Raw genomic sequence first — 26,769 nt, forward strand, 5'->3', positions numbered from 1 at the left:
ATGGCGGCCACCATCAAGCCTGTCGTTGCCCTGCTCGCCCCGCCCGAGGCAACGGCATCGACGCTGTACGGCCTGTTCGACCTGTTCAGTTCCGCCGGTCGCGACTGGAATGCCGTGATGCATGGGCGTCCGGGAGAAAGTCGCCTGGCGCCGGTGATCGTTTCACGTGATGGCCGCGGGTTTCGCGCCGGGAATGGCGCCTGGATCGAGCCCGATGCAGCATTGAGCGAATGTCCACGCCCCCAGGCGGTGTGCATTCCCGATCTGATGGTGGCTCCTGACGAGCCACTGTCGGGGCGCTACCTGACCGAACTCGCCTGGCTGCGTCATTGCCATTCACAAGGTGCCCTGCTAGCGGCGGCCTGTACGGGGGCGTTGCTGCTGGCAGAGGCGAACCTACTGACCAACCGGGATGCCACGACCCACTGGGCCTATTGCGATGCACTGGCGAAGCGTCATCCTGAGATTCGTGTGCATGCCAATCGCGCCCTGGTCGCCACCGGGGATGGCGAGCGCATCATCATGGCAGGCGGCGGAACGTCCTGGCTCGATCTGGCCTTGTTTCTCGTCGCTCGTTTGCTGGATACCGAGGAGGCCATGCATCTGGCCAGGCTCTACCTGATCGACTGGCATCGCGAGGGCCAGCAGCCCTTCGCGGCGTTGACCGCCTCGCGGCAGGTCGAGGACGCCGTGATCGGTAAATGCCAGATCTGGGCAGCCCAGCATTACGACACCCATGCGCCGGTCGCGGAAATGATCCAACTGAGTGGTTTGACCGAGCGCTCCTTCAAGCGGCGCTTCAAGTCCGCCACTGGCATGACACCTATCGAGTACGTACATACGCTGCGCCTGGAAGAGGCCAAGCTGCTGCTGGAAACGACCGATACGCCCATCGAGGCGATTGCTGGCGACGTCGGCTACGAAGATCCCAGTTTCTTCCGCCAGCTCTTCATGCGCCGCGTCGCCCTGACACCGGGCCAGTACCGGCGTCGATTTCGGACCATGCGCCTGGCCATGCAATGAGGCCAGTGAGTCAGACGCTCACGGAGTCGCGCTTGCGCCGGTTGAAGTCCTCGACGAAGGCATCCATGACGTCGGCGTCGTAAGGCTGCAACCCGCTCACGACCAGTTTCTTGGAGCCGCTGCCGACCGACTCGCCGCCGGCCAGCATACGAAACTCCAGGTGAGCCTCGCCTCGCTTACCGTTGATCTCGAAGCTCGAGCCGGCAAATTCCACGTCGAGCGCCGAGACATCCAGATTGTCGAGGACGAATCCCATGCTGTCGTAGATGACCAGCGGCCGCTGCGGATTGAACATCACGCCATGGGTTTTCATTAGCGGCTGCAGGTAGTGCGGAAAGTTGCGTCCCGAGAAGGCGATGTAGCGCCGCGTGAATGCCTCGATCACGTCAGGATCGCGGGTGGTCTCGCCACTGCGTTCTACGCACAGGTATTCCTTGCCGGCATCGTCGACGACACTGAGCAGATTACCCTCGCACTCACGGATGGTCAGCGGCACATCGGCGCCGACCATGCCGCGGAAATGAAACGTCATGCGCTGCGACAGGCCATGCTGCGCCAGCACCAACGCAAACAGCAGATCCCCCGGAACGCAGAAGCGTCGTGCATCGGGGTCGTGAATCGGGTTGTAATCGCCGGCCATCCGCTTGGCGAACTGACTGGCCTGTTCCGCGGCAATGCACAGCCGCCCGCCGGCCAAGGCGTAGAAATCATCGAGAAACATACGATCCTGTCACCGGCAATGCCGCAGGGGCTCCGGTATTGTTGCTGTTTGCATGAGACTGCCCGGGAGACTGTTTCTATCATCCCGCGCTGGCCAAGGCCAGAAGTTATCCTGCACGATGCGGGAAAATACGCATCCTCCCCCCGCCGAGGCAGAAAAGTCTCACAAGCGCTTGAGCAGTTCCGCTTTCTTGGCCGCAAACTCTTCGTCGGTCAGCAACCCCTTGTCCTTGAGATCGCCAAGACGCTCGATGGCGCTGAAGATATCGGCTTGCGCCGGGTCGGCTGCCTGCGTCGTCGCGGAGCTTGTCGCAGCGGCCGGCTTCCCGGCAGTGCTGGATGATGGAAATGAGTGACCATCCTGCGAGACCACGGGCAGGCTGGCCAGGTCGACAGTACCGTGCTGGCTGGTGAAAGTGATCGTTCCCCCACTGCCTTGCTGCTGAGAGAAGCCGCCGATCCGATGATCGCCCGTGTCGTAGACCCGGACATTTCCGCCGACACGCACGGCAAGGCGGCGTGCGTCGGCGAAATAGGCATAGCGGGCATCATTCTGTACACCGGTGGCATTCGGTACACCCAACTCGCTGGGCCACCAGCGATCGCCCGGTTCGGACACGAACAGGCTCGAGCTGCCTCGAGACATGCCGCTGTCCTGATGTTGTTGCCCCCCACCGCTCTGGCTCTGCGACTGAAAATTGCCACTCGTCTGCAGCAGCCCCGGCTGGTTGGCAAGGATCTCGGCGATCTCATGGCACAGCGCGTCGACACGCCCCTTGAGGGTGTGATTGAACATGTCGCTGAGCATCAGCATGCCCCCGCGCATCCACTGGCCGGAACCGCCGAACTCGGGGTGGGAGAACTGCGCCATGCCGCCATTGCCATTGAGCACTGCAAACAGCATGTGGGCTACTGCATCGCGACTGAAACCATGTCGCTGAGCGAGGTCGTCGACCACCGCCTGTCCTTGCGAAGTGAGTCGTTGCATGGCTACTCGCCCTGTCTGAATTCGACTTCCACAGTCTAGTCGAGAAACACGACCGGATGACCCAACGAACCATTGATGCACATCAACGGCGTCAAGCTGAGACATGCAGTACCTTGGCGCCCCGCACCGCCCGGGTCTTGAGCTCGATCAGCGCCTGGTTGGCATCGCGCAAGGCGAATGAACGCACTTCGGGGCGAACGCCGATCTCCGCCGCCAAGGCAAGGAACTCGACGATGTCTCGCCGGGTCACGTTGGCTACCGATTGCAGGGTTTTCTCGAGCCACAGGTGACGGGGATAATCCAGTCCCAACAGCGCCGACTGGTCGTCGTCTTCCTTGCGAATCGCGTTCACGACAAGGCGACCACCCGGGGCGAGATTGGCCAGTGCCGCCACGACCGGCGTCCAGGCCGGAGTCGTGTCGATGATGGCGGCCAAGGGATGTGGCGACAAGGCCCGGGTATCACCTGCCCATTGCGCACCCAAGTCCAAGGCGAAGCGCTGCTCGTCGGGACTGCGCGCGAATACATGGACCGGCGAGGCCGGATAGATATAACGGGCCAACTGCAGGACCAGATGCGCCGAACCACCGAAGCCGGTCAGGCCGAGTGGCTCGCCATCCTCGAGCCTGGCCAGGTTGAGGGACCGATAGCCGATGGCGCCGGCGCACAGCATGGGCGCTGCCTGCGCATCGTCCAGTGACGCGGGTAGCGGGCAGGCATAGCGGGCATCGACCACCATGCGTTCGGCATAGCCGCCATTGATGTCGCGCCCGGTAGCGATGAAGTCGGGACACAGGTTTTCGCGATCGCTGTGGCAAAACCCGCATTCGCCGCAGGCCGAAGCGATCCAGCCGATTCCAACCCGTTCACCGAGACGCGATGTCGGTACGCCCTCCCCCACTGCGCTGATCCTGCCAACCACTTGGTGGCCAGGAATCATCGGCAGCGTGGGCGGTGGGGTGCGCCCCTCGATTTCATCCAGTTCGGTATGACAGACACCGCACACGCTGACATCGATCAGTACCTGGCCAACATCCGGCATCGGCGGTTCACGCTCCCGCCAGGCCAAGGGCGATGCACCGGGCGTCACCGGCGCAATGTGTTCGAGTTGCATGGCATGCATGAAGGCAGTTCTCCGTTCGGGCCTGGTGCGTCCCGAATGCTGGTCTCGTCAGTTTGAGCCTAGTGCAGCTACCTTCTGCCGATGTTGATCTTGGTCATGCCCCGTGACCTGGGGTGTCGGCCAGGGACGAAACAGGGCGTGCCCGGAGAGATCCGGTCCCGAATACAGACGATCCGGCCACTGAAACAGCATGATGGCCAGTACGTTACGATGCTCGCCGAACTCGAGCTCGGTGCCACCGTCTTCGGCAGGGATCATCCGCGCTTGCGGATCGTAGCGCTCACGCAGCGCCTGCTTGATCCTGGCAACGGCAGGATCATCACCGCGCCCGGCCAACTCGAAGCTGATGCCGACTTCGGTGAAAATGTCGGCCTTGGTCCGGGCGATGATGGGGTCGATATTGGCCGAGAAATAGTCCAGTACCCACTCCACCTCCTCTGCATTCACCGGATGCTGGTAGTAACCACTGGCGGCGATGACCAGATGAGTCAGGCCATAGATCTTGTTGCGAAAACCGGCGTTAGAGAGCGCATCGTCCTGCTGGGCTGGATAGCGCGTGCGCATCGCCGTGGCGAATGCGTCACGCAGATCCGTGATGCCCAGATCATGCAGGTAATAGACGGCATTGGCGACCTGGGCGGCATAGATGTCGAGCACGTCGGGGGCGAGCAGGAACCGGCGAAAATCGACGCCAGCCAGGTAATCCAGCGCCCGCTCATGCCCCGCGAAGGGCGGCGTGCCGAGCAGACGGTAGTCGTTGGCCTGCGCCAGCCGGAACAATAGCTGGCGGGCAAAGGGGATCTCGCCCCAACGGGCCAGCAACGCCTTGCGCCGACGCTGCTTTTCGGTCCGGGTGGGATAGGCTTCCATGATCGCCCGGCTGCGCGCCATGGGATAGCCTTCCAAGGCCAGTCCGGCAATGTCCCGTTGCAACTCGAGCGCCAGGCGTGCCGCATAGTCGACATTTGCCGGTACGTATTTAACGTTGCCAGTGATCCGATACAGACGCTGGGCATAGTGACGTTGCTTGCCCGGGCTCAGTGTCGAAAGTCGCTCTTCATAGCGAGCCTGAATCTCGCCACCGATATCGCGAAGTTCGGTCAACGGTGAAGCCGCACAGGCGGCAAGCAGCCAGGCAAGAACCCACCATGCCAGGCAGTGGCGTACCCTGCCGGCAGATAATATCGGTACGTATCGTTGCATGGCTCCCCCTGACTGTATACCTCGCTCTTTGCCCTGAGGTGCTGCACCGCCTGCCTCGACCCGAAAGGGCAACATGACGAGATACTGCCGGAGTGCATCGCCTAAAAACATCCTGGAATAGGCCGCTATTCAACGATAGGCCTGGTTAACGTCGTGGCATGCTGAGCATATCCTCGACCAAAGGTGGGTCAGTCCTTTTTTGCAATTCGAGGTCTCGAGTACGTAATATCCGGTAAGCAAAAATGCGGTGCATTTTCATCACAACTGCACCAGACTATTTATAACGAAATGCTCAAGAGAGTGATTTCTCTCGGTTTCTCAATGATGGCAGAGACTGTGCTTCCATATTCGGAATCGACATATGCCAGCTAGGCGGGACTGGACACGATGGCGAGACAGCTTACCTCGGTGCATGGTCGCGCGCTGGCTCGTCTTCATGGCGCTGAGCCTGTCCTGTCTCGTGAGTTGGGCGGATGAACCGAACGATGTGGTCCTGATCGCGCATCCCAATGTCCGGGTCGAGACGCTTTCCCGGGATACTGCGCGTGCCATCTTTGCCATGCGACAACGAACATGGCCAAACGGACAGTCAGCCAGCGTCTTCGTCCTGCCGGAAGACCACCCTGTCCATGCGCGTTTCTCGAAATCCCTGCTGAATGTATATCCCCATCAGTTGAGGCTCGCTTGGGACCGTGTCGTGTTTTCCGGCACTGGCCAGGCCCCGAATGTCGTGATGTCACAGCCAGACATGATCAAGCACGTTGCCTCGACCCCTGGCGGACTGGGCTACATCGAAAGAGGTTATCTGGATGACAGTGTCAATGTCATACCGATTGTCAATTAGCCGTCTGCTATCGGGCTCGGGGTTCATAGCCACGGTGTTATGTGCCAGTCCAACTGCCATGGCCAGCGAAAACATCATGGGCACTCTGCAAGTGCACGGTTTCCTCAGCCAGGCATGGATCGTCTCCGAAGACAACGATTTTTTCGGCCCCAGCAGCGAACATGGCGGAAGCTTTCAATATACTGAAATCGGTGCCAATGCCTCGCTGCGTCCACACCGCGATGTCCTGCTGGCCGCTCAGGTGCTGGGCCGCCAGGCCGGCGACACCAGCGAGGAAGGCCCTGTACTGGATTATGGCGTCATCGACTACCAGATGGTCTCCAACCGCCATCGCACGATAGGTTTTCAAGCCGGGCGCTTCAAGAACCCCTTTGGCTTCTATAACCAGACCCGAGACGTCGCTTTCACACGCCCCAGCATATTGTTGCCACAGTCCATCTACTTCGACCGTACCCGCTCGCTTGGCCTCGCCGGCGATGGTGTGTCGGTGTATCACGAGGAACGCTTTCCCGGCGGCACGTTACGCACCCAGATCGGCTATGGCGCAGCGCAGGCCGATGACGACCTGAGGCAGACCTTGCGTCTCGATGCTGTAGCGGGGTCTCTGGACCCAGCCGACTCGGCTATTGGACAGGTACGTTACGATCACGCCAGCGGGAATTTCGTTGCCGCCTTGAGCGTAGGCCATGCCAAGGCGGAATTCGATTCCAGCGAAAACACGATTTCCGATGGCACGTTCCGCTTCAATCCATGGGTTCTGTCGTTCCAGTACAATCAGGAGTTGTGGAGCCTGACCATGGAGTATGCGTTACGCAATTCCAGCCTGTCGGGATTCGACAACCCTCGCTTCAATTACGATGTCACCGGCGAAAGCTGGTATCTACAGTATGCCCGGCGCTTTCATGAAGATTGGCAATGGCTGGTGCGTTACGACAGCCTGGTAAGCAATCGCTCCGACCCTGACGGTACCGATTACCAAGCCAGCGGTGCCGGTCCCGCCCATACGCAATTTGCCAAAGACGTGACCCTGGGCCTGCAATGGACGCCTCACCCTCAACTGATGCTGGCTGCCGAATACCACAATGTCGATGGTACCGGCTGGTTGCCCATCCAGGACAACCCAGACCCGCAAGACACTGAGCGCTACTGGCAGATGCTGCTGTTTCAGTTGTCATTACGTTTTTGATTCGTTTTTTCTAACGCAAGCGTAGAGTGGCTGGACAGCAACGATGAGTAACTTGCCGATTCCTTACAAGCCTAGGCACCTGAGCCTGACATGGCGGGTCATTGCCCTGAGCAGCTTGCTGCTGCTGGGCCTGGCTTCGCTCTTCACCTATATCAGTCACTTCAACTTGACCAGCCAGTTCAAGGAGAGTCGCACAGCTCACCTGGCACGTCAGGAGCGCGAGATCAGGCTGGCCGTGAATCGCTCTGAGGAGAACCTCAGGCAATTGGCCAGCCTGTTGGCAGCCTCACCAGGCATGGGAACTGCGCTGGCTTCCAACACACCGGTCTTGGCTGCCGATGCGCTGAACTCACAATGGCCGACGCTTCAGCTTGAAGCCGGCATAGACGAAATTCTGGTTTTCGATGCCAATGGCGAGCGCATGGCTTCTTGGGGAGCCCCTCAGGAAGGAGTATTCAAGCCTGTCAGCGACTGGGTCAGGCAAGTCATGTATTCAGAATCGCCGGTCACCAGCCTGCGCTGCTTCCAGGATTGCCGTCAGTATGCTGCGGTCCCAGTACTGGTTAACGCAGACAGTGCTGGTATGGTTGTCGTGTCTCGGTCACTGGCCGATGTCACCCGGCAAGCCCAGCGCGTTGCCGATAGTGACGTCGCGCTTCTGGTAACCGGTCAGCCAGCCTCTTCCGACCTGGGCGAGGAACGTATACTCAAGGCCTGGAACGGTCACCTGGAAACCCTGACACATCAGGCATCCACCCTGCCCGTGCTTCAAGCTGCAGCGCATAGAAAGTCACTGCCACAACTTGTCAGTAATCCTCTGGTCATTCAGTCGGGCGAGGTGCACCATGAGATAGCCGCCATTCCTCTTGATGGCGACAACCCACGTCAAAGCTCGGGGTATTTCCTGCTGGTCTCGGACATTACCGGGCAGATCGGCACGATCACTCAAGACACCCGCACTAGCCTGATCATTTCGCTGGCAGGCTGGATTGCTGCAGAATTATTGCTGTTGGCTATCCTGTGGCGCCCCATGGCACGCCTCAGACGGCTGGCTGATGTTCTCCCCTCGCTTGCTCGAGGTGGATATTTTCAAGCCAGGGCTGCCGTGGCCCGCCCGAAAGGCCTTTTTTTCGATGAAATCGATGTGCTGGACTCAACGACACTGGATCTGGCCACGCAACTCGAAAGTTTCGAAGGCGAACTTCGCACGCGCAGCGAGCAATTGACTCTTCGCGTCAAGGAACTGGCGCAGGAGCGCGACTTCGTCGAAGGGCTGCTGGATACGGCACGCGTCTTTATCCTGACTCAGGATGACCAGGGCCACATTACGATGGTCAACGATTATGCCCTGTCCATGCTTGCACTTTCCGAAGCGACACTGCTCGGCACGCCCTTCGATAAGGTGTTCCTGCCTCGAGAGGCAATGAGCAATGCCGCGTCCATCGGCTCCCATCAGGATGAGCGCGTGGTCCGACTACCTGGCCAGTCGGAAAGAATCATTGTGTGGGCACATGCCGCCCTGCCCACACGGCAGAACGAAAAATCCACACGCATTTCGGTTGGACTCGACATTACCGAGCGCAAAGCCGCCGAAGCCCGCCTGACCTGGCTGGCGCAGCATGATCCCTTGACCGAGCTTTACAATCGTCGCTTTTTCCAGGAAGCGCTCGATCGTGCGCTGGAAAAGGACAGCCCAGGGGCCGTGCTATTTCTCGATCTGGATCAATTCAAGGAGGTCAATGAACTCAGCGGTCACCATGCTGGCGATAGCCTGTTACGCACGGTAGCCGATGCCTTGCATCAAGAGTTTGGCCGCGATTGTGTCATTGCCCGGCTCGGGGGGGACGAGTTTTCCATCCTATTGCAGAACGCCGATGCCGCACGTGCCATCCAACTTGCCAAAGCGATCGATCGCGTTCTGGACAACATCGGCCTCACCGTGGGATCCCGGCGCCACCGTGCCGTGGCCAGTATCGGCATCGCCCTCTACCCCATACATGGCGATACGCCTTCCGATATCATGGCCAGTGCCGATGTCGCCATGTACAAGGCCAAGGAAAGCGGCATACAACGTTGGCACCTGCTGGAAACGATCCAGCACGCCAAGGATGAACTGCAGCAGCGTGTTTACTGGGTGGAACGTATTCGCAAGGCACTGCGCGAGGATGACTTTACGCTCATGGTGCAACCCATCGTGCGTCTGGCCGACCGCGATGTGCGACACTATGAAGTCTTGCTTCGCATGCGTAACGACGATGGTTCACTGGTCGCCCCGGGCAGTTTCATCCCGATTGCCGAGCGCAGCGGCCAGATCATCCAACTCGACCGGTGGGTGGTGCGCGAGAGCCTCAAGGCGCTTCGCTCTGTCCAGCACCTGGGTATCAGCCTTGCCGTCAACCTATCCGGACAATCCTTCCATGACGATGGCCTGACCCGTTTCCTCGCCGATGAACTCACAGCCAGCGGTGCCGATCCACACCATCTGATACTCGAGATCACCGAGACGGCAGCCGTCACCGACTTTGCCACGGCCAGCGGCATGATGCAGGGGATTCGTGAACTAGGGTGCCGGACGGCCCTGGACGACTTCGGCGTCGGGTTCAGCAGCTTCCACTATCTGAGCCAACTCCCCGTCGATTACATCAAGATTGACGGATCGTTTATTAGGAACCTGGCAAATAATTCAGATAGTCGTATCATCGTCAAGGCTATTGCCGATATTGCCAAGGGGTTCGGCAAGCAGGCCATCGCCGAATTCGTCGATCAGGAAACACTGATTCCTTTATTACAGGATTATGGCATTACTTACGGTCAAGGATTTCATTTGGGCCGGCCAACGCCAATGAAAACCGCGTTTGCGAACATGCCAGCCGGCACATGAAGTGACTTGATAACGCTCGCGTAGATGAGCAAAGGGAACAAGGGACTAACGATGAGAATTGACTCTTCCTCCTGCCCGCAAGGCAGCGAGTCATCACTGACCGTTTATGAACAATTCATCAGGGACTTTCGTTTCCGGCTAGCCGATGACGACGAAACCAAGCGCCGCGTCTACGCGCTAAGGTACGAGATCTATTGCGAGGAACTTTGCTACGAAGAGCCTGCAGAGCGTTTCGACAAGGTCGAAAAGGACGACTATGACACACGCTCCCTGCATTGCCTGATCGAGCACCGCCAGAGCGGAAAGGCAGCCGGCTGTATGAGATTGGTACTGCCGGATCAACGGACTTCGCAAGTGTCAGGCAGGTTGCCTATTCAGTCTCATGGTAGCCAAAGCCTTAACCATGCCACACTGCATCCTGAACGCCTGCCTGATGAAAATATTTGCGAGGTTTCGCGGCTCGCCATCTCTCGTGACTTTCGTAAAGCCCGCCATACCGAAACCTTGGCACAGAATGCCTTGAGATTTAGCGAACAGGAAATTCGCTGCTTTCCACTGATCCTTATCGGGCTGTTTCTTGCCACTTATGCCTTGGTTGGGCTGACTCACCGCCCTCACGTCTTTGCCATGATGGAGCCGCGGCTTGCCAAGCTGCTTTCGCGTTCGGGGTTCAACTTCACCAAGGTGGGGGAAACTATCGAGTTTCATGGCAAGCGCAGCGCCTATTACATCAACCAGCGTAACGCCGAAGAAGAAATGAACGCCGAACTGGTTCCGCTCTACTTGTATGTGCAGCAGCAACTCGGTCCACAATTGAAGGCTGCACAGGCGAGGGGATACCCCGCCCTCGAACTAGGTACTGTCTGAAAAGTCGATGAGCGAAGGTTAGACAAGGCAAAAATCAGCGAAAAAAGCGGAGTTTACGGGTTGGTAATGAGTATTTTTAGCTGATTTTTAACGCAGTATGGCCGAACGCAGTCAGCTTTCAGACAGAGCCTAAGCTGAACTCACGTCAACACAGATAACCTTCCTGCCCGATCGAGATGCGCTCGCATCTCGTCGGTTGCCGCATCACCGTCATGGTGTCGGATAGCCTCGAGAATGCGCGCATGCTCTTCCAGCGTGACGTGCTCGTTGCCTTTCCAGTGCAGCACCGAGGCATGAAAATTGGCCAACCAGTCGAGCATGGCGTTGCTCACGGCAATAAATATGGCATTGCCAGTAATCTTGGCAATGGCGACATGGAAGGACATGTCCGCCTTGATGAACGCGCCGGCATCGCCATTCAGATGGGCGCGCTGCGCCTCGAGCAACGTTTCCAGGCGCTCGATATCCCCCTCACTGGCTTTTTCGGCGGCCCGGGCGACCATCCCAAGTTCGAAGAAGGCCCTTGCCTCCTTGAGCTGTTCCAGTGACTGCGGCGAACTCGACAGCATGTGCATGGCCGTCAGTTCGATCTGAGAGAGCACGCCCGATGCCGTGGGCATGGTCACCGTGGGTCGCTGGCCATGATGGATGCTGACCAGGCCGGCCCGCTCGAGCGACTGCATCGCCTCGCGCACCGCCGGGCGCCCCACCCCGAACATCTCCATCAACTGGCGCTCCGACGGCAGGCTATCCCCCGGCTGATAGTCGCCGTTGAGCAGCATGGTGTACAACCGATCGAACACGTCATCGGATAGCTTGCGGCGGGAAATCTTCAGGGCATCGCTCATGGCGTGTCTCTTGCAATGGCTAGGTGCGGTTGTCGGAAGGCAGCTTACCCAATCGCCTCGCTCACTTCAGCCCTACCCATCACGGCACAGGGCGCGACCAAAGTCGCGTTTGACAGCGCGCGCTACTTATCATGTCATCATACCAGTTGTAATTCGGTTTTTCTCTCCAATCGGTAAAGGCAGGACAACGACAATGACACGCATCGCACTGATCGGCGCTGGCGGCAAGATGGGTTTTCGGCTGTCGCGCAACCTGAAGGGCTCGGAATTCTCGGTCGACCACGTCGAAGTTAGCGAGGCAGGACGCAGCCGGCTCGCCCAGGAACTGAGTATCGAGTGCACCGACGCCGAGCGTGCGGTGCCGGATGCCGACGTAGTGATTCTGGCCGTACCGGACACGCTGGTCGGCAAGATATCCCATCAACTCTCGCCAATGATGAAAAGCGGCACCATGGTCATCACGCTCGATGCCGCCGCGCCCTTCGCCGGGCATCTACCTGCGCGTGATGATCTGACTTACTTCGTCACCCACCCCTGCCATCCGCCGATCTTCAACGACGAGACGGACCTGGAAGCCAAAAAGGATTACTTCGGCGGCCTCAAGGCCACCCAACATATCGTCAGCGCCCTGATGCAAGGGCCAGAAGACAGCTTCGAACTCGGCGAGCGCATCGCCCGGACCATCTACGCCCCGGTTGGCCGTTCGCACCGGGTCAGCGTCGAGCAGATGGCGCTGCTCGAGCCGGGGCTCTCCGAGACGGTCTGCGCTACGCTACTGGCAGTGATGCGTGAAGCCATGGACGAGGTCGTGGCCCGTGGCGTCTCCCAGCAATGCGCTCGCGACTTCCTGCTCGGCCACATGAACATCCTCTCTGCGGTCATCTTCGACGAGCAGCCCGGCGCCTTCTCGGATGCCTGCAACAAGGCCATCGAAAACGGCAAGCCAATGCTGATGCGCGACGATTGGAAGAAGGTCTTCGAACCCGAGGAGATCGCCGAAAGCATTCGCCGCATTACCTGAGCGCGGGCATTGCCTGAAGAACCTGACAAGAGGCGCACCATGAGCGAACGGATCCACGCCACCTATCTCATCGAGACGCCCTACCCGGTCGAACGGGCCGCCGAGGTGATGGCCGGCGAACAGTCGTCGGGCACGTTTACCCGGCTGGCCAACGAGACCGACGAGTTGCGCGCCAACCATGGTGCCACCGTCGAACGCATCGAACGGCTCGACTGCGTCGAGACGCCCTCGCTGCCGGTGCGCCCAATCAAGGGCAGCGACATGCCGCGTTATCAGCGGGCGCATGTCACGCTGTCCTGGCCAATTGCCAACCTGGGGCCATCGTTGCCCAACTTGCTCTCGACCGTTGCCGGCAACCTGTTCGAACTCAAGGAATTCTCGGCGCTCAAGCTGCTCGACCTGACGCTGCCGGCGAGTTTCGCCGCGGCCTACCCGGGGCCGCAGTACGGCATCACCGGTACGCGCGAGCTCACCGGCCTCGAGCGGCGCCCGCTGATCGGCACCATCATCAAGCCCAGCGTGGGCCTGTCCCCGGCGCAGACTGCCGAGGTCGTGGAACAGCTCGTCGAGGGCGGCATCGACTTCATCAAGGATGACGAGCTGCAGGCCAACGGGCCGCACAACCCGCTCGAGGCGCGTGTCGATGCGGTCATGCCGATCATCAATGCCCATGCCGAACGTACCGGACGCAAGGTGATGTACGCCTTCAACATCACCGACGACCTGGATGCCATGTTGCGCCATCATGACTACGTGGCAGCCGCCGGCGGCACCTGTGCCATGGTTGCACTCAACAGCGTGGGCCTGACCGGGGTAACACATCTGCGCCGGCATTGCCGGCTGGCCCTGCACGGCCACCGCGCCGGCTGGGGCATTTACAGCCGCTCGCCGCACATCGGCATGAGCTTCATTGCCTATCAGAAGCTGTGGCGCCTGGCCGGAGTCGATCACATCCACGTCAACGGCCTGGCCAACAAGTTCAGCGAGGCCGATGACAGCGTGATCGCCAGCGCCCGGACCTGCTTGATGCCAATGTTCGCCCCGCCGACGCCGGGCTGCGAGGTGATGCCGGTGTTCTCGTCCGGCCAGACCGCACGCCAAGCCGTGGATACCTACCAGGCACTGGGCAGCACCGACCTGATCTTCTGTGCCGGCGGGGGCATCATGGCCCACCCCGGCGGCATTGCCAGCGGTGTGAAGAGCCTGCGCCAGGCCTGGGATGCTGCCGTGCAGGGCGTGACGCTTGAAGCCTATGCCGCCGAGCACCGCGAACTCGCCCAGGCCCTGGAGACTTTCCAATGAGCGCCCCCGAGACACTCATCACCTATTACGGCGATGACCTCACCGGCTCGACCGATGCCCTGGAGGCCCTGAGCAGCCGGGGCGTACCGACGGTCCTGTTCACGGCCATTCCCGACCATGAACAACTGGCCCGCTTCGCGGCGTGCCGCGCCATCGGCCTGGCCGGCACCAGCCGCAGCGAGTCGCCGGCCTGGATGCGCGAGCACCTGACCCCGGCGCTGAGCTGGCTACGTGAACGCCATGCCGGGCTGTGTCACTACAAGACCTGCTCGACGTTCGACAGCGCCCCCGAAACCGGCAGCATCGGATGTGCGCTGGAGATCGGACGTGAGGTGTTCGGTCAGGCCTGCGTACCGATCGTGGTCGGCGTACCGCAGATGAAGCGTTATACCGCCTTCGGTCATCTGTTCGCGGCCTATCGCGGCGACGTGTATCGTATCGACCGGCATCCGGTGATGTCGCGTCACCCGGTGACACCGATGCGCGAAGCCGACCTGCGTCGCCATCTCGCCGATCAGACCACGCTCGATATCGGCCTGGCGGACCTGGCCTCGCTGGCCGCCGAGGATATCGACCAGCGCGTCGACGACTGGCAACGCCGTCATCAGGCACTGCTCTACGACGTCATCGATGAAGCCACCCAGGCCAGCGTCGGGCACCAGTTGTGGCGCACGCGCCAGGCCGGTGGCAGCTATGTGGTGGGCTCCTCCGGTGTCGAGTACGCGCTGATTCCCGAATGGCGCAGCCAAGGGTTGATCGGCCCGCCTCCGAGCTTTGCCGACCCCGGCAGCGTGGAGCGAATCGCCGTGGTCTCGGGCAGTTGCTCGGAAACCACCGCCCGCCAAATCCACTGGGCGAAAGACCACGGCTTCCAGACCATTGCCGTGGACGCCGCCCGCCTGGCCGACCCGGCAACCGGCAAGGCGGCACGCGACGAGGCGCTGCAGCGCGGTCTGGCCGCCCTGAAGGCCGGCGAGAGCGTGATTTTGCATACCGCGCTGGGCCCCGACGCTGCCGATCCGGCCCTGAATACCGAGCAGGCCCGCCACAGCATCGGCCGGCGCCTGGGTGAGATCCTGCGTGAACTGGTCATTGCCGAAGGCCTGACACGCGTGGTGGTTGCCGGCGGTGATACCTCGAGCCATGCCATCGAGCAACTGGGTATCCATGCCCTGACCACACGATTGCCATTGCCGGAGACGCCAGGTTCACCGCTGTGCACGGCCTACAGCGATGACGCACGCTTCGATGGCCTGGAAATCGCCTTCAAGGGCGGCCAGATCGGCAGCGACAGCTACTTCGCCACCATCCGCGACGGTGGCGCCCAGCGGCCCTGAACGGTTTAACGCCGAGACGCCGTGGAGGCGTCTCGGTAATCCTGCGTCAGTATTTTTCCAGGATACGGATCAACTCTGGTGCCAGGCGATCGCCATGGCCCTGGTCGTTGACCTCGCGGTACAGTGCCTCGATGGCCTCGGCGACGCGATGCGGCGCCTTCACGTCCTTGGCCATGGCGTTGTAGTAGCCGACGTCCTTGAGCGTATTGGCGAGACTGAAGCGGAACCCCGACGGATCGTCGGCGGCAATGAACGGGCGCAGGCGCTCGAGCACCACGCCGGCGCCCCCGCCATTGCCGAGCACCTCGAGGAACACGTCGTCGGCGATCCCGGCATGGCGTGCCGCCGAGGCAGCCTCGGCGAGCACTGCGGTGAAGCCCAGCGACACGTAATTATGCAGTAGCTTGAGCTTGTGCCCGGAGCCCACCGGGCCGCCATGGGTGATGTTCTCGGCGAAGTCCTGCAGCAGCGGCAGCACGTCGCGGAACAGCTCGTCCGGTGCGCCGACGATCAGGTTCAGCCGGCCCTCGGCGGCCTCCTTGGGCGTGCGTGTCATGGCGGCATCCAGGAACTGACCGCCAGCCTCGGCGACGCGCTCGGCGATCTTCACCGTGGAGCTGGGGATCGCCGTGGAGCAGTCGATGACGATGCTGCTGCTGCCCAGCCCCTCGACCACGCCACCCGGCTCGAACAGCACGCTCTCCACCTGGGGCGTACCGGTGACGCACAGGATGATCACGTCGGAGGCCTCGGCAACCTCGCGGGCGCTACGTTTGAGCACAGCGCCTTTTCCGAGCAGGTCGTCGACCGGCTGGTTGCCGGGATGATCGAGAAAACACAGCTCATGCTGGTGTCGCAGCAGGCTGGTGGCAATACCATGGCCCATCAGGCCGATGCCCACCATACCGACACGATAGGGTTTGTTCATGCCCGTTGCTCCTCGATGGCTGGTTGGGTCTGCGAGCCGCCTGCGGCCAGCGCCTCGGCGATGGCACGCCCCAGTGTTTCGGTCGTGCCGCTGCCCTTCAGGTCCGGCGTGATCACGCTCGGGTCGCTGCGTTCCATGACCGCTTCGATGGCGCTGACAATGGCCTTGCCGGCCTCGATCTCGCCCAGATGCTCGAGCATCATCGCCCCGCACCAGATCTGGCCGATGGGGTTGGCGATGCCCTTGCCGGCAATATCCGGCGCACTGCCGTGGACCGGCTCGAACAGGCTGGGGTACTCGCGCGTGGGATTGATGTTGCCGGAGGGCGCAATGCCGATGGTGCCGGTGCAGGCCGGGCCCAGGTCGGAAAGAATGTCGCCGAACAGGTTGCTGGCCACCACCACGTCGAACCAGTCGGGGTGCAGCACGAAATTGGCGGTGAGAATATCGATATGGAACTGGTCGACGCTGACATCCGGGTAGTTCGCCTTCATCGCCTTGACCCGCTCGTTCCAGTACGGCATCGAGATCGACAGGCCGTTGGACTTGGTCGCCGAGGTCAGCTTTTTACGGGGTCGGGTGGCTGCCAGCTCGAAGGCATACTTGAGCACCCGGTCGACCCCGGTGCGGGTCATGATGGTCTCCTGCAGCACCACCTCGCGGTCGGTGCCCTCAAACACGCGACCGCCCAGGCGCGAGTATTCGCCCTCGGTGTTCTCGCGCACCACCATGAAGTCGATGTCGCCCGGACCGCGTCCCTTGAGTGGGCTTTCGATGCCCGGCATCAATCGGCACGGGCGCAGGTTGACGTACTGATCGAAGGCGCGCCGGAACTTGAGCAGCGAGCCCCACGCCGAGACGTGATCGGGCACGGTGTCCGGCCAGCCCACCGCGCCGAAGAAGATGGCATCGAAGCGGGTCAGCGTTTCGTACCAGTCGTCCGGCAGCATGTCGCCATGCGCCATGTAGTAGGCGCAACTGGCGAAGTCGAACTGCTCGAACTCCAGCGACAGATTGAAGCGCTTCGCCGCCGCTTCCAGCACGCGTAGCCCTTCCGGCACGACCTCGAGGCCGATCCCATCACCCGGTAATACCGCAATCTTGTAGGTCATCGTCATTCACCCTTAGCCGTGCTTGATGGCGATAGTCTTGATCTGCGTATAACTCTTCAGCCCTTCGAAGCCCTTTTCACGGCCATGACCGGAGCGCCCCACCCCGCCGAACGGCAGCTCGATGCCCCCGGCAGCGCCGTAGTTGTTGATGAATACCTGGCCGCTGCGGATAAGCTTGGCCAGGCGCAGCTGTCGCCCGCCGTCGCGGGTCCAGATACCGGCGCATAACCCGAAGTCGGTGGCATTGGCCAGGCGCACGGCGTCGTCCTCATCCTCGAAACGCTGCACTGCCAATACCGGGCCGAACAGTTCCTCGCGCACCACGTCATGATTCTCGGGAATATCGACGAGCATCTGCGGCACCACGAAATGGCCGCCAGCGGGTGCGCCGTCGGTCAGTTGGCCGGCAGCCGCAACGCGAATACCGTCGTCCTTCGCCTCGGCAAGCCGCGTCTCGAGCTTTTCGCGCTGGCGGGCGTTGATCAGCGGGCCGCAATCCGGGTCCTTCTCGCCGGCGTCGCAACGCAGCGCCGAGAAGCGCTCGGCCAGGCGCGACACCACATCGTCGTAGCAGCTCGACTCGACCAGCAGGCGGCTACCCGCCGAGCAGGTCTGGCCGGCGTTCTGGATGATGCCGCGCACCACCGCCGCCAATGCAGCGTCAAGATCCGCATCGGCGAATACCACCTGCGGGGACTTGCCGCCCAGTTCCATGGTCACGGGCACGTGATTGGCTGCGGCCGCCTGGGTGACCAGCGTGCCGGTGACCGGCGAGCCGGTGAACGACAGGTGATCGATCAGCGAGTGCGCCGACAGCGCCGCGCCCGCCTCGCTGCCCAGGCCGGGAATCACGTTGAGTGCACCAGGCGGCAGGCCGCAGCGCGTGGCGATCTGGGCCAGGCGCAGCACGCTCAGGCAGGCATCCTCGGCGGGCTTGAGCACCACCGTGTTGCCGGCCGCCAGCGCGGCAGCCACGCAGCGCCCGAAGATCTGTGACGGATAGTTCCAGGGGATGATCTGGGCGCAGACCCCGAACGGCTCGCGCAGGGTCATCACCGCAAAGTCGTTCTCGAACGGGATCGTCTCGCCATGCAACTTGTCGGCGGCCCCGGCATAAAAGCGGAAGTAGCGCGCACAGACAGCAATATCGCCCTTGGCCTGGCTCATCGGCTTGCCGGTATCGGCGCACTCCAGCGCGGCGAGTGCCTCGGCGTCGTCATCGATGGCCGCCGCGAAAGCATATAGCCACTCGCCGCGCTGACGGGCCGACCAGCGATGCCATTCGCCCAGCTTGCCATCGAAGGCGCGCCGCGCGGCCCTGACCGCCTCTTCGACGTGCTCCGCCTCGCTGCGGGCGATCTCGGTGAGGGTCTCGCCGGTGGCCGGCGCTTCCACGCGCAGCGTGTGGGGTGTCGTCACCCACTCGCCGGCAATCAGTGCCGCACGAGGTGGCATTTCGGGTAGCTCATGCATTGTTGTTTTCCTCGCTCAGTAGAGAAGATCGACCAGGCCCAGCGATATCCAGGGCAGATAGGTAATTGCCATCAGGCAGGCCAGCACCACCAGCACGAAGCGCAGCAGCCAGGGAATGAGCTGATCGATGGACAGCTTGGCTACCGCGCAGGCGGCGAACAGGTTGACGCCCAGCGGCGGCGTGAACATGCCCAGCGCCAGGTTGACGACGACGATCAGGCCGAAGTGCACCGGGTCGATACCGTACTGCACGGCGATGGGGGTGAAGATCGGGGCCAGCACCAGGATGGCGGCAGACGTCTCGACGAACATGCCCACCACCAGCAACATCACGTTGACCGCCAGCAGGAACGTGATCGGGCTGTCGAAGACCTGGGTTACCCAGGCCGCCACATCCGAGGGCAGCCCGGAGCGGCTGATCAGGAAGCTGAACAGCGTTGCCGCGGCGATGATCAACATGATCGTGGTGGTCGAGATGACGCTCTGCTTGAAGATCGGCCACAGGTCGTCGAAACCCAGCTCACGGTAGACTAGCCCGCCGACGATCAGCGCATAGACTACCGCCACCGCCGAGGCCTCGGTGGGCGTGAAAACGCCACCGTAGATACCGCCAATGACCACCACCGGCATCAGCATGGCGGCCCAGGCTCGCCGGAATGCCGTGGGAAAGGCTTGGCGTTCCTCGCGGTCGCGCAGGCCGTAGCCGCGCACCTTGCAGAATAGGTAAAGGAACAGCAGCAGCGAACCGCCGATCAATAGCCCTGGCCCGATACCGGCGATGAACAATCGACCGATCGAGGTGTCGGTGCTGACGCCATACAGGATCAGCGGAATCGACGGCGGAATCAGCACGCCCAGTTCGGCGGACGAGGCCTGAATCGAGGCCGCCAGTGGACGCGGATAATCGTGACGCACCATGGCCGGGATCAGGATCGAGCCGATGGCAAACGTCGTCGCCACACTCGACCCGGACACGGCAGCGAACATCATGCAGGTCAGCACGCAGGTCATCGCCAGACCGCCCTGCAGGCCGCCGACGATCGACTTGGCGAGATCCACCAGGCGCTGAGAGATGCCCCCGGCAGCCATCAAGTTGCCAGCCAGAATGAAGAACGGGATCGCCATCAGCGGAAAGTTGTCGATCCCGACAAACATCTGCTGCGGCACCATCAATAGCGGCAACCGCGAGAAGAACTCGATGCCGATGATCGACGCCAGCAGGATGGAAATGGCGATAGGCACGCCCAGGCCGAACAGGATGATCAGCGAGAGTCCGATGGCCAGGTTCATGAGCGGGTCCTCCCGGTGAGTCCGGTCGGGGTCGGCGCAGCCGACGACTTGGTTGGGCCGGACGAGACGTCATGGCGCGGAGCCTGGCGTGACGGTACAGCGGACGAATCCTGAGGCCGTTCGGCCGGTGCTTCGGCCTCGGCGGGGCCGATCGGCTCACGCCGGGTTACCTGGGCGGCAATGCGCGCCAGCACGGCCAGCACCGAGAAAGCGGCGCCGACGGGAATGGCCGCGTAGACCCAGGCAATCGAAATCTGCACGCCCGACAGCATCTGCGCGCTGACCCGCATCGTCATCTGCGTGCCGAAGTAGACTAGGATGGCCAGCACGATGAGGCAGCACAGCGCAACCATCAGTTCGAGCCACACCAGGGCTCGGGCTGGTACCAGCTTGTAGATGACCTCGACGGCCATCATGTAGCCGCCGCGAAAGCAGGCGGCCGCCCCCAGAAAGACACACCAGATCATCGACGAGCGCGACATGACCTCGGACCAGGTCGAGGGTGCATCGAACACGAAGCGGGTCAGCACCTGATAGAAACCCAGCGATACCGAGACAACCAGCATCGCGACGGCAGCGATCAGCGCAATACGTGACGTGAAGCGCTCTAGGCGCAGGAAAAGTTCCAGCATGGCAGTCACCTTGCATCGGCCACCCCCGACGCGGGGGTGGCGAGGTTCCTAGAGTGCTGTGCTCAGCTGCCGGCGAGACATTCGCTGTTGCGAATCTTGTCGAGCATCTCGCTGCCGTACTGGTCGGTATACACCGAGTAGGACGGTTCGACGGCATCCTGGAACTGCGACTTGTCGACGTTCTCCACCACCGTCATGCCCTTGTCCTTGAGTTCCTTCACCCCTTCGGTCTCGAGACGAGATACCTCGGCACGGGTCGCTTCGGCCCCGGCCTTGGCGGCCTGCGTGAACCAGCCCTGCTGCTCCTCGCTGAGACTGTTCCACAGGACCGGCGAGGCGAGCATGACGGCCGGCGAGTAGACGTGGCCGGTCAGTGTCATATGGTCCTGAACCTCCCACAGGTTACTGGTCAGGATCACCGACACGGGGTTTTCCTGGCCATCGACCGTGCCTTGCTGGAGTGCCGTGAACAGTTCCGGGAAGGCCATCGGCGTGGGGTGCACGTCCATTTCCTCGAAGGCCGCCATGTGCATCTGGTTTTCCATGGTGCGTATCTTCAGGCCGGACGCGTCTTCGGGGGTCTTCACGTCACGCAGGCTGTTGGTCAGGTGACGGAAGCCATTCTCGGTCCAGGCCAGGCCGACCAGGTTGTTCTGGCCGACCTTGTCGAGTAGCTCCTGGCCGATCTCGCCATCCAGCACGCAGCGCGCCTGGTCGTAATCGGCGAACAGGAACGGCAGGTCGAGCACGTAGGTCTCGGGCACGAAGTTGCCGAGCGGCCCGGTGGACGTGATGACGGTGTCGATGGTGCCGATCTGCAGCCCCTCGATCATGGCGCGCTCGCCCCCCAGGGCCCCGGACGGATGCTCCTCGACGGTGAACTCGCCACCGCTGAGCTCTTCCAGGGTTTTCTTGAAGGCATCGACGCCCACCGAATAGTGGGAATTGTCGGAGGTGGTATGGCCAACCGTGATGGTCTGGGCCGCCAAGGCAGTGAGGCTGGTGGATGCCAGGGCGACGCCAGCGATGGCGGTGGTCAGAGCGGTGCGTGCAAAGCGTGCTGTCATTGTTATTTCCTCTTTCGCGTTACGCTTCTGGGTTGTGGCGGCAGTGCCGCCGGATGAGTCGTTGTGTTGTTGTCTATCACACCTCAGGACGCGGTCTGCTCGGCGATGAAGGTGCGTACGATCTCGTGAAAATCCCGGTCACCGGCAAAGCCGAGCCGTTCGGCACGGCGCGTCTCGAAGCGTGCCGGCCAGCTGGCGACGATGGCTTCGATGCGCGGGTCGGGCTCATGGCTCACCCGGGCCAGCGCCTCCTCTCCCCCCACCTCACGCAACACCTCGAGCATCGCGGCGACACTGACGGTCAATCCGGGCAACATCACACTGCGATACGGGGCCAGTGCCTCGCCGGGGAGTGTGGCGGCATGCAGCAGCGCGTCGATGACGCGCCCCGGCGACATCACGAACAGGTCGAGATCGGTGGGTACCGGGCAGACCGCCGCCTCGCCATTGAGCGGTTCACGCAGGATGCTCGACGCGAAGCTGGACGCGGCGGCGTTGGGCTTGCCGGGACGTACCACGATGGTCGGCAGACGCAGTACGCAACCGTCGACCAGGCCACGCCGGCTGTAATCGTTGATCAGCAGCTCGCACATGGCTTTCTGGGTGCCGTAGGAGCTTTGTGGCGTCAGCGCCGTCATGTCGTCGAGCGTGTCCGGCAGCTCACCGCCGTAGACGGCGACCGAACTGGCCATGATCAGGCGTGTCTCGGCCAGCCCGGCCGCACGGCAGCCTTCCAGCAGGCTACGGGTAGCATCGAAATTGACGGTCATGCCCAAATCGAGATCGGCCTCGGCCGCCGCACTGACCACAGCGGCAAGGTGATAGATAGCCTCGGGACGCTCGCCGAGCAGACTGTCCAGTGCACCGGGACGGGTGATGTCCATGGCCCGGCAATCGAGCCGGACCGTGTCATCGGAAGGCGGTACCGGTGCGACCTGGTCAATCAGCGTCAGGCGTGTCAGTACCTTGCCGTTGACCTCGCCGCGCTCGAGTAGCGTCCTGGTCAGGCGTTGGCCGAGGAAACCGGCCGCGCCGGTGATCAATACGTGCATCGTCTTTCCTTGTCGTTGTTTGTCACGCAAACTGGCTTATCAGTCTTGGCGTATCAGGCTTGCAGCCCGTAGGCGATCCCCCACCCCAGCCCGGCGGCGGTTTCCGCCGCCGGCTTGTACTCGCAGCCCACCCAGCCGTCGTAACCTAGCGCCGCCAGGCGCTCGAGCACTGCCGGATAGTTCACCTCACCGACATCCGGCTCATGACGCCCCGGGACGCCAGCAATCTGCACGTGCCCGAGATAGGGCAACTGTGCCTCGAGATTGGCGAACAGGTTTCCTTCGCTCATCTGGCAGTGATAGAGATCGAACTGGACGCGCAGGTTGTCGGCGCCGACCCGTGCCAGCACCTCGCGGGCCTGGGCCTGGCGATTGAGGAAGAAACCGGGCATGTCGTGGGTATTGATCGGCTCGATGAGCAGGGTCCGCCCTGCCTTGGCCAGTTCCCCCGCGGCAAAGCGCAGGTTGTCGACGTAAGTCGTCATGTGCGCTTCGCGGGTCGCCTCGTCGGCCTCCGCCGGCAGCAGCCCGGCCATGGCATGCAACCGGGGGCAGTCGAGGGCCTCGGCATAGCGCAGCGCTTCCTGGACGCTGTCGCGAAACTCGGCCTCGCGCCCCGGCAGGCTGGCCAGGCCGCGTTCGCCCGCCTCCCAATCGCCCGGCGGCAGGTTGAACAGCACCTGCTGCAGGCCGTTGTCGTCCAGGGCGGAACGCAGTTCGTGCGGCGCATAGGCATAGGGGAACAGGTACTCGACGCCACGGAACCCGGCCTTCGCCGCCACCGCGAAGCGCTCGAGGAAGTCGTGCTCGGTGAACAGCATGCTGAGATTGGCAGCCAGCTTGATCATGGAATCGTCTTGCCTCGTGTCGTTGTGGATTGCCGCTTCAGTCACGCGGAAACTTCGCTTCGAGTTCGGCCACCTGTTCCGGCGTCAGGCAGCGCGGGTTCTGGCCGCGCAGCAGCAGGAACAGCTTGGCGGTTTCCTCGAGTTCTTCGGTGGCGTAGACCGCCGCCTCCAGCGACTTGCCTGCCACCACCGGGCCGTGATTGGCCAGCAGCACCGCGCTGTGCCGGCCTGCCAGTCCCTTCACCGCGTCGCCCAGCGCGGTATCGCCCGGCACGTGGTATGGCACCAGCGGTAGCCGGCCGACACGCATCACGTAGTAGGCAGTGAGCGGCGGAATGCAGTCGTGGGTGTCGATGTCCGGCAGGCACGACACCGCCACCGAATGGGTCGAATGCAGATGCACGATGGCCTGCGACTGCGGCCGCTCGGCATACATCGCCATGTGCAGAAAGCTTTCCTTGGTTGGCTTGTCGCCGTCGATCAGCCCACCGTCGCGATCGAGGTGCGAGATGCGCGCCGGATCGAGTCGCCCCAGGCAGGCATTTGTCGGTGTCATCAGCCAGCCGCCATCGTCGAGGCGCATGCTGATATTGCCGCTCGAGCCCATGGTCAGGCCGCGATCGAACAGCGACTGGCCGTAGGTGACGATCTGCTCGCGCAGGCGGTTGTCGTCGTGGCGGCTCATGACGTCCCTCCCTGGCCAAGGGCCGCGAAGGCCCGAGTGAAGAAATCGACCCCGCCGAAGTTGCCGGACTTGAGCGCCAGCGACAGCGGCGCCTCGCGCCCGGCCACTTGGGTCTGCGTCCACGGTACGCCGGGGTCGATCTGCTCGCCGATGCGCAACTCGGTTACGCCCAGCGCCGAGACCACGGCACCGGACGTCTCGCCACCGGCCACTACCAGCCGCCCGACACCCGCATCCAACAGTTCACGGGCCAGGCGTGCCATGGCCCGTTCGACCAACTCGCCAGCCTGCGCCGCGCCCAAGCGTTGCTGGGCCTGCTCGACCCGTTCGGGCGATGCCGAGGCATAGATCAGTACCGGCGTCGCCTCGTCCAGGCGCTCACGGGCAAAGGCCAGCGCTTCCTCGATCTGCGTATCGCTGTCGGCCAGTGCCAGCGGGTCCAGCGCAAACCCCTCATGGGAAGCCAGGAAATGCTCGACCTGACCCAGCGTGGCGCGCGAACAGCTTCCGGACAGCACCAGGGCCGCACCGTTCGGCGCGTCTAATTGACCGGCATTGGCGACCGGCGCCAGCCAGCCACGCCGGCGGTAGGCTTCGGGCAGGGTCTGGCCCAGCCCCGACCCGCCGGTCACCAGCGCCAGGTCGGCCACCGTCTCGGCGAGCACCGCCAGATCGTTTTCATCGAGAGTGTCGCAGATCACGTGACGCACCCCCTCACGTTGCAGCGCGCCCAGGCGCGCCTGGGCGGCCTCAGCCCCCTGGGCCAGCGTGGCATGTGGCAGCAATCCGACCGGATGCGGCGTCTGTTGGGCCAGTACGCGCACCAGGTCGGCATCCTGCATGGGATTCAGGGGGTGATGCTGCATGCCGCTGTCGTTGAGCAGCCGGTCACCGACGAACAGATGCCCCTGGTAGACGGTGCGCCCGTTGACCGGAAAGGCCGGTACCATCACCGTCTGCTCTCCACCCACGCGCTCCAGTAGCGCATCGGCGACCGGGCCGATATTGCCGCGCGGCGTGGAGTCGAACGTCGAGCAGTACTTGAAGAAGATCTGACGCGCGCCCTGTGCTTGCAGCCAGGCGAGCGCGGCCAGCGAATCGTTCACGGCCTGCTCCGCCGGGCAGGAGCGCGACTTGAGCGCCACCACCACCGCATCGACATCGTCGACGTCCAGTGCATGCTCGGGCACGCCGATGGTCTGGATGCAGCGCATGCCGGCACGCACCAGGTTGTTGGCCAGGTCGGTCGCGCCGGTGAAATCGTCGGCAATGGCACCGAGAACAAGGCTCATGCTCCGCCCTCCTCGTCGTTAGCGGCCGGCAATGTAATTCCCGACAGGCGCTGATACACCTTGACGACGGCCGCGTCGTCCTCGCGCCCGAACCCGGCGCCACTGGCAGCAGTGAACTGCTGCAATGCACTGGCCGACACCGGCATGGAAAAGGCCAGCTCGCGCCCGGTCTGGTGCACGATATTGAGATCCTTGACGAAAATGTCCACGGCGGAGAGCGGCGTGTAATCGCCCTTGAGGATGTGTGGCACGCGATTCTCGAACATCCAGGAATTACCGGCCGACTGCGTGATCACTTGATAGAGCGTATCCGGGTCGATGCCCATGCGAATGCCCAGCGCCATGGCCTCGGCGGCGGCGGCGATATGCACGCCGGCCAGCAACTGGTTGACCAGCTTGACGCTGGAGCCTGCGCCGGGGACATCGCCCAGGCGATGAACGGTTTCGGCCATGGCCTCAAGGACCGGCCCGGCCTTGCCATAGGCCGCCTCGCTGCCCGATGACATCACCGACAGCCGGCCCTGGCGCGCCTTGGCCGCCCCGCCGCTGATCGGGGCATCGAGCATCAGCAGGCCGGCGGCCTCGAGCCGTTCGCCGAGCGACTTGGCGTAGCTAGGCGCCACCGTGGCACACTGCATCACCAGGCTGCCCGGTGCCAGCCGATCCACTAGCCCCGCTTCACCGAACAGCACCGATTCGACCTGCTCGGCGTTGACCACCACCACCAGCACGATGCTGCAACGCTCGGCCAACTCGACCGGCGTGGCCACGCTGGTGCCGCCCCGCGACTCGAAGGCCTGCCGGGCGCCGTCGTTGATATCGCAGCCCATCACCTCCAGCCCGGCTTCCAGCAATGCCGTGGCCGTGCCCAACCCCATGGCACCCAGCCCGATGACTCCTATCGTTGCGGCGTTCGTGGCGCGCTCGGCCATTGGCGTCTCCCGTGTTCCACCTTGTCGTTGTTGTCGCTGTATCGGCTTGGATGTTAGCGCTAACATCTGGTTTAGATTACCCTCTCAGAACACGCAAGCGATGGGAACGGGAGCG

At 62.5% G+C, this 26,769-nt stretch carries 24 protein-coding genes; 8 read left to right on the forward strand and 16 right to left on the reverse strand.

Annotated elements, in window-relative coordinates; translation table 11 throughout:
- The gene (locus tag BM194_RS02270) at positions 1–1,023 is read left to right on the forward strand and encodes a GlxA family transcriptional regulator (protein WP_092843219.1); all 1,023 of its coding nucleotides are present in this window, start codon (positions 1–3) and stop codon (positions 1,021–1,023) included.
- Positions 1,024–1,033: 10 nt separating this feature from the next.
- Here the strand turns inward: BM194_RS02270 and BM194_RS02275 are convergent, their stop codons facing one another.
- The 4 genes from BM194_RS02275 to BM194_RS02290 form a co-directional block, all read right to left on the reverse strand.
- A complete protein-coding gene (locus BM194_RS02275; protein ID WP_092843222.1) occupies positions 1,034–1,744 on the reverse strand; it encodes a DUF3581 family protein in 711 nt (236 codons plus the stop codon).
- A gap of 162 nt (positions 1,745–1,906) precedes the next feature.
- A complete protein-coding gene (locus tag BM194_RS02280) occupies positions 1,907–2,731 on the reverse strand; it encodes an SHOCT domain-containing protein (protein ID WP_092843224.1) in 825 nt (274 codons plus the stop codon).
- 91 nt (positions 2,732–2,822) lie between these two features.
- Positions 2,823–3,854 (reverse strand): zinc-dependent alcohol dehydrogenase family protein, encoded by a 1,032-nt coding sequence (locus BM194_RS02285; protein WP_092843227.1) that lies wholly within the window; start codon positions 3,852–3,854, stop codon positions 2,823–2,825.
- A gap of 48 nt (positions 3,855–3,902) precedes the next feature.
- Positions 3,903–5,057: a DUF3541 domain-containing protein gene (locus BM194_RS02290; protein ID WP_177223319.1), complete on the reverse strand. Its 1,155-nt coding sequence runs from the start codon at positions 5,055–5,057 to the stop codon at positions 3,903–3,905.
- Positions 5,058–5,493: 436 nt separating this feature from the next.
- Here BM194_RS02290 and BM194_RS02295 point away from each other — a divergent pair, with 436 nt between their 5' ends.
- From BM194_RS02295 to BM194_RS02310, 4 genes are all read left to right on the forward strand, one after another.
- Complete coding sequence (locus BM194_RS02295) at positions 5,494–5,901, forward strand: type 2 periplasmic-binding domain-containing protein (protein ID WP_092843693.1); 408 nt, start codon at positions 5,494–5,496, stop codon at positions 5,899–5,901.
- Between the two features lie 76 nt (positions 5,902–5,977).
- Entirely contained in the window at positions 5,978–7,087 is a 1,110-nt protein-coding gene (locus BM194_RS02300; RefSeq protein WP_244890851.1) for a hypothetical protein, read from the forward strand.
- 43 nt (positions 7,088–7,130) lie between these two features.
- Complete coding sequence (locus BM194_RS02305) at positions 7,131–9,968, forward strand: bifunctional diguanylate cyclase/phosphodiesterase (RefSeq protein WP_092843233.1); 2,838 nt, start codon at positions 7,131–7,133, stop codon at positions 9,966–9,968.
- Positions 9,969–10,019: 51 nt separating this feature from the next.
- Entirely contained in the window at positions 10,020–10,835 is an 816-nt protein-coding gene (locus BM194_RS02310; protein ID WP_177223320.1) for a PEP-CTERM/exosortase system-associated acyltransferase, read from the forward strand.
- Positions 10,836–10,975: 140 nt separating this feature from the next.
- On the opposite strand, the gene nanR is transcribed toward BM194_RS02310, so the two are convergent.
- The gene (gene nanR, locus BM194_RS02315) at positions 10,976–11,683 is read right to left on the reverse strand and encodes a transcriptional regulator NanR (RefSeq protein WP_092843237.1); all 708 of its coding nucleotides are present in this window, start codon (positions 11,681–11,683) and stop codon (positions 10,976–10,978) included.
- A 193-nt stretch (positions 11,684–11,876) separates the two neighbouring features.
- On the opposite strand from nanR, the gene BM194_RS02320 reads away from it, so the two are divergent.
- The 3 genes from BM194_RS02320 to BM194_RS02330 are packed head-to-tail and all read left to right on the forward strand — an operon-like array spanning position 11,877 to position 15,343.
- Positions 11,877–12,704, forward strand: a complete 828-nt coding sequence (locus BM194_RS02320; protein WP_092843239.1) for a phosphogluconate dehydrogenase C-terminal domain-containing protein — start codon at positions 11,877–11,879, stop codon at positions 12,702–12,704.
- A gap of 39 nt (positions 12,705–12,743) precedes the next feature.
- The gene (locus BM194_RS02325) at positions 12,744–14,006 is read left to right on the forward strand and encodes a ribulose-bisphosphate carboxylase large subunit family protein (RefSeq protein ID WP_092843241.1); all 1,263 of its coding nucleotides are present in this window, start codon (positions 12,744–12,746) and stop codon (positions 14,004–14,006) included.
- Positions 14,003–15,343, forward strand: a complete 1,341-nt coding sequence (locus tag BM194_RS02330) for a four-carbon acid sugar kinase family protein (RefSeq protein WP_092843243.1) — start codon at positions 14,003–14,005, stop codon at positions 15,341–15,343. Before BM194_RS02325 ends, BM194_RS02330 begins: the two co-directional genes overlap by 4 nt.
- 46 nt (positions 15,344–15,389) lie before the next feature.
- On the opposite strand, the gene BM194_RS02335 is transcribed toward BM194_RS02330, so the two are convergent.
- From BM194_RS02335 to ltnD, 11 genes are all read right to left on the reverse strand, one after another.
- Positions 15,390–16,271: an NAD(P)-dependent oxidoreductase gene (locus BM194_RS02335; protein ID WP_092843245.1), complete on the reverse strand. Its 882-nt coding sequence runs from the start codon at positions 16,269–16,271 to the stop codon at positions 15,390–15,392.
- The gene (locus tag BM194_RS02340; protein WP_092843247.1) at positions 16,268–17,383 is read right to left on the reverse strand and encodes a tartrate dehydrogenase; all 1,116 of its coding nucleotides are present in this window, start codon (positions 17,381–17,383) and stop codon (positions 16,268–16,270) included. The genes BM194_RS02335 and BM194_RS02340 overlap by 4 nt, the downstream gene beginning before the upstream one ends.
- Positions 17,384–17,395: 12 nt before the next feature.
- Positions 17,396–18,856, reverse strand: a complete 1,461-nt coding sequence (locus BM194_RS02345; RefSeq protein ID WP_092843249.1) for an aldehyde dehydrogenase family protein — start codon at positions 18,854–18,856, stop codon at positions 17,396–17,398.
- A gap of 15 nt (positions 18,857–18,871) precedes the next feature.
- A complete protein-coding gene (locus BM194_RS02350) occupies positions 18,872–20,146 on the reverse strand; it encodes a TRAP transporter large permease (protein WP_092843251.1) in 1,275 nt (424 codons plus the stop codon).
- The gene (locus BM194_RS02355; RefSeq protein ID WP_092843253.1) at positions 20,143–20,778 is read right to left on the reverse strand and encodes a TRAP transporter small permease; all 636 of its coding nucleotides are present in this window, start codon (positions 20,776–20,778) and stop codon (positions 20,143–20,145) included. Before BM194_RS02355 ends, BM194_RS02350 begins: the two co-directional genes overlap by 4 nt.
- 62 nt (positions 20,779–20,840) lie before the next feature.
- On the reverse strand, positions 20,841–21,845 hold the full coding sequence (locus tag BM194_RS02360; protein ID WP_177223321.1) for a TRAP transporter substrate-binding protein: 1,005 nt from the start codon (positions 21,843–21,845) through the stop codon (positions 20,841–20,843).
- 83 nt (positions 21,846–21,928) lie between these two features.
- Positions 21,929–22,897, reverse strand: coding sequence for a D-erythronate dehydrogenase (gene denD / locus BM194_RS02365; RefSeq protein WP_092843255.1), 969 nt, complete (start codon positions 22,895–22,897; stop codon positions 21,929–21,931).
- 53 nt (positions 22,898–22,950) lie between these two features.
- Positions 22,951–23,745 (reverse strand): 2-oxo-tetronate isomerase, encoded by a 795-nt coding sequence (gene otnI / locus BM194_RS02370; protein WP_092843257.1) that lies wholly within the window; start codon positions 23,743–23,745, stop codon positions 22,951–22,953.
- Positions 23,746–23,782: 37 nt separating this feature from the next.
- The gene (gene otnC / locus BM194_RS02375) at positions 23,783–24,430 is read right to left on the reverse strand and encodes a 3-oxo-tetronate 4-phosphate decarboxylase (RefSeq protein ID WP_092843259.1); all 648 of its coding nucleotides are present in this window, start codon (positions 24,428–24,430) and stop codon (positions 23,783–23,785) included.
- Complete coding sequence (gene otnK, locus BM194_RS02380) at positions 24,427–25,722, reverse strand: 3-oxo-tetronate kinase (RefSeq protein ID WP_092843261.1); 1,296 nt, start codon at positions 25,720–25,722, stop codon at positions 24,427–24,429. The genes otnC and otnK overlap by 4 nt, the downstream gene beginning before the upstream one ends.
- A complete protein-coding gene (gene ltnD, locus BM194_RS02385; protein WP_092843262.1) occupies positions 25,719–26,720 on the reverse strand; it encodes an L-threonate dehydrogenase in 1,002 nt (333 codons plus the stop codon). The genes otnK and ltnD overlap by 4 nt, the downstream gene beginning before the upstream one ends.
- Positions 26,721–26,769: the final 49 nt, after the last annotated feature.

Source organism: Modicisalibacter xianhensis (genome assembly GCF_900113605.1).
Classification (GTDB): domain Bacteria; phylum Pseudomonadota; class Gammaproteobacteria; order Pseudomonadales; family Halomonadaceae; genus Modicisalibacter; species Modicisalibacter xianhensis.